General features: G+C 69.4%; 4 protein-coding genes, 1 pseudogene and 2 riboswitches. All 5 genes and pseudogenes read right to left on the reverse strand.

Annotated elements, in window-relative coordinates; genetic code table 11:
* Positions 1 to 400 (reverse strand): annotated as a pseudogene (locus AC08OQ_RS17085) (hypothetical protein); the annotation flags it as partial.
* 178 nt (positions 401 to 578) lie between these two features.
* Positions 579 to 1,862, reverse strand: a complete 1,284-nt coding sequence (locus AC08OQ_RS17090) for an adenylosuccinate synthase (protein WP_476601955.1) — start codon at positions 1,860 to 1,862, stop codon at positions 579 to 581.
* A gap of 91 nt (positions 1,863 to 1,953) precedes the next feature.
* The gene (locus AC08OQ_RS17095; protein WP_476601954.1) at positions 1,954 to 2,388 is read right to left on the reverse strand and encodes a DUF3151 domain-containing protein; all 435 of its coding nucleotides are present in this window, start codon (positions 2,386 to 2,388) and stop codon (positions 1,954 to 1,956) included.
* A gap of 86 nt (positions 2,389 to 2,474) precedes the next feature.
* Complete coding sequence (locus tag AC08OQ_RS17100) at positions 2,475 to 3,194, reverse strand: transglycosylase family protein (RefSeq protein ID WP_462186404.1); 720 nt, start codon at positions 3,192 to 3,194, stop codon at positions 2,475 to 2,477.
* 2 nt (positions 3,195 to 3,196) lie between these two features.
* Positions 3,197 to 3,393, reverse strand: a riboswitch (cyclic di-AMP (ydaO/yuaA leader).
* Positions 3,394 to 3,895: 502 nt separating this feature from the next.
* A complete protein-coding gene (locus AC08OQ_RS17105; RefSeq protein ID WP_476601953.1) occupies positions 3,896 to 4,573 on the reverse strand; it encodes a transglycosylase family protein in 678 nt (225 codons plus the stop codon).
* 6 nt (positions 4,574 to 4,579) lie between these two features.
* A riboswitch (cyclic di-AMP (ydaO/yuaA leader) is annotated at positions 4,580 to 4,815 on the reverse strand.
* Positions 4,816 to 5,739 lie beyond the last annotated feature (924 nt).

Here is a 5,739-nt window from a genome sequence, read left to right on the forward strand (position 1 = left end):
CGCTCAGGTCCGGCGCGGGCAGCGGCCGGCCGGCGCGGTACCGCGCCGGCGCGCGGTGCGGCGCGGTGCGGGCCCCCCGCACCGTGACCGGTGGTACCAGGTGTTCGGCCGCGCAGAAGTCCAGGAAGTCACGGATCTGGGCGTCGACGTGACCGGCGACGGCCGCGGCGCGTTCGAGCCGCTGCGCCTCGGCCCGCTTCGAGCTCCGGATGGCGTGGCTGCCCCGCAGCAGCACGTCGGTCAGTGTCTGTGGCAGAGCCTCGCCGGTGGGGGAGAACCCGACCGGCCAGGCGTCGGAGTCGGTCGGGTGCAGGTAACCGCGTCTCACGGCCGGTGGCCAACGGGCCGGTTGCGGGGCTTCGGCCGGTTCCGGCAGCGACAGCGGTGTCCGCCCGGGGATGGAAGGGTCGTCATCCGACGGCCGGGACCTGACAACGGCCACCGCCACCACCCCCGGACGTCATTGCTTTGCGTGACCGCCCAAGCGTCGATGGTAATGCTTCCGGCTGCAACCGGAACCGACCGGATCTTGGCCCGCGCCGGGCGGGATCAGACCAGGTCTTTTCGGACCAGTTTGTTCAGACCAGGTCATTGATGACGAGCGTCTGGTCCCGCCCGGGACCGACGCCGACCGCCGACACCGGGGCGCCGGAGAACTCCTCCAACGCCCTGATGTAGTCCTTCGCGGTGCCGGGCAGGTCGGCGAACGACCGGACGCCGGAGATGTCCTCGTGCCAGCCGGGCAGGTCGGTGTAGATCGGCTTGGCGTGGTGGAACTCGGTCTGGGTCATGGGCATCTCGTCGACCCGTTCGCCGCCGATGTCGTAGCCGACGCAGATGGGCACCCGGTCGAAGCCCGACAGGACGTCCAGCTTGGTGAGGAAAAGGTCGGTCAGGCCGTTGACCCGCACCGCGTAGCGGGCGATTACGGCGTCAAACCAGCCGGTGCGCCGTGCCCGGCCGGTCGTCACGCCGAACTCCCCGCCAATGCGGCGCAGCTCCTCTCCGACCTTGTCGTCCAGTTCGGTGGGGAAGGGGCCGGCGCCGACCCGGGTCGTGTAGGCCTTGATGATGCCGATCACCCGACTGATCCTCGTCGGGCCGATGCCGGCGCCGGTGGCCGCGTAGCCGGCGGTCGGGTTCGATGACGTGACGAACGGGTAGGTGCCGTGATCGACGTCGAGGAGAGTGCCCTGGGAGCCTTCGAGCAGCACGACCTTGCCCGCGCGCAGCGCCCGGTCGAGAATCAGGCCGGTGTCGGCGATGTGGGGTTGGAGGCGTTTCGCGTAGTCGGCGTACTCCTCGGCCACCTCGTCTAGCTCGATCCGGCGCCGGTTGTAGACCTTGGCCAGGACCTGGTTCTTCTCCCGCAGCACCAGTTCGAGCTTCTTGTGGAAGATGCCCGGGTCGAGGAGATCCTGCACTCTGATGCCCGTACGGGCAACCTTGTCGCCGTAGGTGGGACCGATGCCGCGACCGGTGGTACCGATCCGCGCCTTGCCCAGGTATCGCTCGATGACCCGGTCCAGCGCCCGGTGATGGGGCATGATCAGGTGGGCGTTCGCGCTGATCAGGAGCCGGGAGACGTCGATGCCGCGGGCGGTGAGCCCGTCCATCTCGGCCAGCAGCACGCCCGGGTCGATGACGACCCCGTTGCCGATCACGGGAACGCAGTCGGCTCGCAGCATGCCACTGGGAATCAGGTGGAGCGCGTAGCTCTCCGCCCCGATGACCACGGTGTGGCCGGCGTTGTTGCCACCCTGGTATCGGACGACGTAATCGACGGCGCCGCCCAAGAGGTCGGTCGCCTTTCCTTTTCCCTCGTCGCCCCACTGGGCACCGATGAGGACAAGAGCAGGCACCCGGCGAGGTTACTAGGGATGGCGGGGCCGTGGGGCCGGCTGCGGCGTCCTCGCTGGCCTCCACCACCGACGCGGCCTGATGAACTCACTGTCAGGTGAAGCCGAGCTCACTGGCGGTGACGGGATCGCTGTCGGTCAGGAACGCCCGGCAGCGGGTGGCCTCCTCGGCCTCCCCGATGGCCGCGGCCGCCCGGACGAGAGCGGCGAGTGAACGCAGGAACCCGCGGTTGGGTTCGTGTGACCAGGGGATCGGCCCGTTGCCCTTCCAGCCCGAGCGGCGCAGGGCGTCGAGGCCGCGGTGATAGCCCGTGCGGGCGTAGGGATAGGCCTCGACGGGTCGTCCGCCGGTGAGCGCGAGCTCGGCGAGCGCGGCCCAGGGCGCGCTGAACGCGGGCAGCCGGGCGGCGACGGCATCCGGCGGATCACCGGCGGCCAGCGCCTCGGTCGCGGCCGCGTCGGAGGGCAGGAGCGTCGGCGGCGGACCGGAGAGCAGGTTGGGCTTTCCCGAGGCGGACGGCGTCGTCATGAGTGCATCCTGCCCGACGACTGGCCGCACACGTCATGGAGGTCACCCCGGACGCGCCCGCCCTGCGCGCACGGTGACCAGGTCGGTCAGGCCCTGACGCTGACGTTCCACAGATTCTGGCCGACGACCCCGGGTTGACCGTCGTTCACCCGGGTGAGGTACGAGTACAGCGCGGCGATGCCCTGCGACTGCGGTCCGAACTTGCCGTCGACGGTGAGTACGAAGCCCTTCTGGCGCATTCTGTCCTGCCAGACGAAGGCCTCCGGGCGGACGTCGTCGCTGAGGGACGCGTCGAGGACCGTGCCCCTGAACGAGCCGTCCCCCATCTCCCGGCGAGCCCGGTCCAGCGTCATGGGGGGTTCCACCGGGGTGATGGCCTGCTGGATGACGTCGCCAGAGCCGCCCGGGACACTGGCCGGGCCGTTGTTGGTCAGGCCCATCTTGACCGAGCAGGACGGCCATGGCTGCCAGCCCCGCTGGTTGTAGAGCTTCGCGGCCGCCTCGTCCTGCGTGGCGGGCGACGCCTGGTACGGCCGGCCGGAGTACCCGAGCCCGTGCCAGGTCCGGTCGTCGAACTGGTAGGCACCGGAGAAGCCGTTGCCGGTGTTGATCGCGTAGTTGCCGCCGGACTCGCACTGGCGGAGCTTGGTGAAGTCATCGGCGGTGGCCGCGCCCGCCGGAGCCGCGGTGACCGCGAGGCCGCTGCCGACGATGGCCGTGACCGCGCCGGTGGTGCGCAGGATGCGACCGGCGGGCGATGGGGCCTGCGGTGCTCGATGTCTGCCGCCACGACGCCCAGAGGGCATGTTCGTCCAATCCCGTCGCCTGCGGGGTGAGCTGTCGGGTGCGGGCTGGGATGGCCCGGCCGGAGGATCCGACCCCGGGTGGCGAGTAGGAACCGCTCTCCACCATGGACCGGGATGCACCGGCTTTACCCCAAGGACGCTGCTTGCGGCGCCCGAAATGTGGGTCCCCCACTCCTGCCCGCTGCGGTTGATGTTCGTTCCGGCCGCTCGCACGGGGGCAGGACTCGGCGTCCGTCCGGGCGGCCTCGCCGACGAGGCGAGTGAGCGGCACTCTAGCGAGAACCGCTCATGGAGCGCAAACCGGGGTGGTCCGGAGTAACCAGTGAGGATCGCGCGAATCGTGCCACTTCCGTACAGGTTCCGCAGGTGGCTCGCTGGTCCTGCTGTTCCTCGCCGGCTTTGCCGAAGATCGGCTCTGCCGAAGATCGGCCCTGCCGGAGGCCGGTCAGGGTGTGGTCCGGGTGATGTTGGTGGTGGGTTGCACGGGCCAGCCCGTACGGGCCGTCAACCGGAGATCGTCCGGAGGCCGGTCGGGCCGGCCCGTCGTCGAGGTGAGATCCCCTGACCGGTGTCGCCGGGGTGGGATGTCCGGTTGCCGCGGCGGTCGTCCCCCGTCGCGGGAGCGGAGTGAAGAGATCAGCTGACGGAGCTGACGGAGTGAATGGATCAGCTGATAGAGCTGATAGAGCTGATAGAGAGGATCAGCTGAAGGTGGCCCGCCAGGTCGCCGGGCCGACGATGCCGTCGACGGTGAGTCCCTTGGCGGCCTGCAGGGCGCGGGCGACTGCGGCGGAGCGTGGTCCGTAACGGCCGTCGATCGTGATCGGATACCCCAGATGGTTGACGCGGGCCTGCCAGGCCCGCACGTCGTCGCGTACCTGCCTGGCCAGTGCGGTCGTCAGGTTACGGGTGAATACGGGGGTGCTCACGGAGATGGGGCTGACCGTCAGCTCACTGCGTTCCGCCGTGCGCGACGCCTGGCCCGAGGAGCTCGACGAGCCGCCCGCGAGCTGGTCGGCGCCCATCCCGCGGCCACAGGTCGGCCACTGGCCGAAGCCGGACCGCCGGGCGAGCTTGAGTGCGGCCTCGTCCTGGACAGCCGGGGGAGCCTGGTGCGGCAGACCGCTGTAGCCGAGGCCGTGCCAGGTGCTGGCGGAGAACTGGTAGGCGCCGTAGTACGCGTTGCCGGTGTTGATCGTGTAGTCACCGCCGGACTCGCACTGCCGCAGGCCCGTCCAGGTGGTGGCCGCACCGGCCGGCTGGCTGAGCGCGAAGGTGCCGCCCACCGCTGCCGCGAGTACGGGTGCGACCACGAGGGCCCGGGCCCGGCTGCGGGTACCGGCGCGGCATTGTCGGCCACTGATACGTGCGTCGGACATGTCTTGTGGTCCTTCCCCACGCCTGCGAGGTGAGCTGTCGGATTCGGGCTGGGAACTGCCCGGCCGTGCCAGGGATTCCCTGGAGACGGAAGCCGCACCGGAAACACCTTTCCGTGTGGTCGTCGCACATGGCTTCACCCCGAGAGCATCGAATCCTTTCGATACTCGGAGATGGGTCCCCCGTTCCTGCCGCCCGGTTCGAGAAATCGTCGGCCGGGGGCAGGATTCGGCGTGCCGCCCGACGAATGCCCGGCGTTGTTGCCGGGCACGGCGAAAACCATAACCACGCCGCCCGGCGAGTCGCCAAGCATTGAATAGGGTGCGTGAAAAAGAGCACACTCGGCGCGCCTGCTTGAGCAGGAACCGACGGCCTGGTATCGCGCGTGCGCGCCCGCTCATCAACCTGGCGGTACGACGTGCGGAGGCATTTGTGCTTGGCCGATCACCCTGTTTGCCGATGGGCGACGATGAGCGGAGAGTCCCGTATCAGGCCAGATGTGTGACATGTCAACAAAGGTGTGACGGCCCTGCTACGAGATCGACGCGAGTGATCGGCCTGATACTACGCTTCGTCCGTTGAAGCCTGTTTTTGTGAGAAAAACAACGGAAATCGGGCGGTAACTTGCAGCGTTGTGATTTTTGCACACGGCGGATTCGATCGAACGCCGATTGTGAAAATTGCCTGTCGGGCCGCCACGGTGGACGAAGGGGTTCCGTGGGGCGGGGCGGTAGGTGAACGGTTACCGAAGGCCCGGTGCGTGTCCGCTAATGTGGCCGAAACCTGCTGGTCGCCAGCGGAGGCGGCGTTACGCGAGGAGCGGGGTCCCTCGCCCGGTAAACAGTGGTCCCCCAGCCGTCGGAGCGACCGGGGAACCGTGGGGCCGGCATAGTACGGGAAATCGGCAGGTCGTGCATCGGACCGGGGCGGGTCGGATGTCCGCCGCGTGCCGGTCGTTCCGTCCGCCGGAAACGATGGAGAGTGTCGGGTCGAGGGGTCCGGAGAATGCCCTCGGACGAGCGGCGGCGGTTGCCCGGTTGCCCGTTTTCGCGGCCGGCGGCTATCTGTCCTCCTGCCCGCCTCCTGTCCGCCGGCCGGCGGTCCGGCCGGACGGTATCCGACGAACCGATCCCGCCAGCCGGCGTGCGCTCCTGGCCCGGACTATGCC

The organism is Frankia sp. CcCS3 (genome assembly GCF_977927575.1).

Excerpts from the sequence above, each read along its gene's own strand:
- AC08OQ_RS17105 (WP_476601953.1), bottom strand. The coding sequence starts at position 4,573 with ATGTCCGACGCACGTATCAGTGGCCGACAATGCCGCGCCGGTACCCGC.
- AC08OQ_RS17100 (WP_462186404.1), bottom strand. The coding sequence starts at position 3,194 with ATGCCCTCTGGGCGTCGTGGCGGCAGACATCGAGCACCGCAGGCCCCA.
- AC08OQ_RS17095 (WP_476601954.1), bottom strand. The coding sequence starts at position 2,388 with ATGACGACGCCGTCCGCCTCGGGAAAGCCCAACCTGCTCTCCGGTCCG.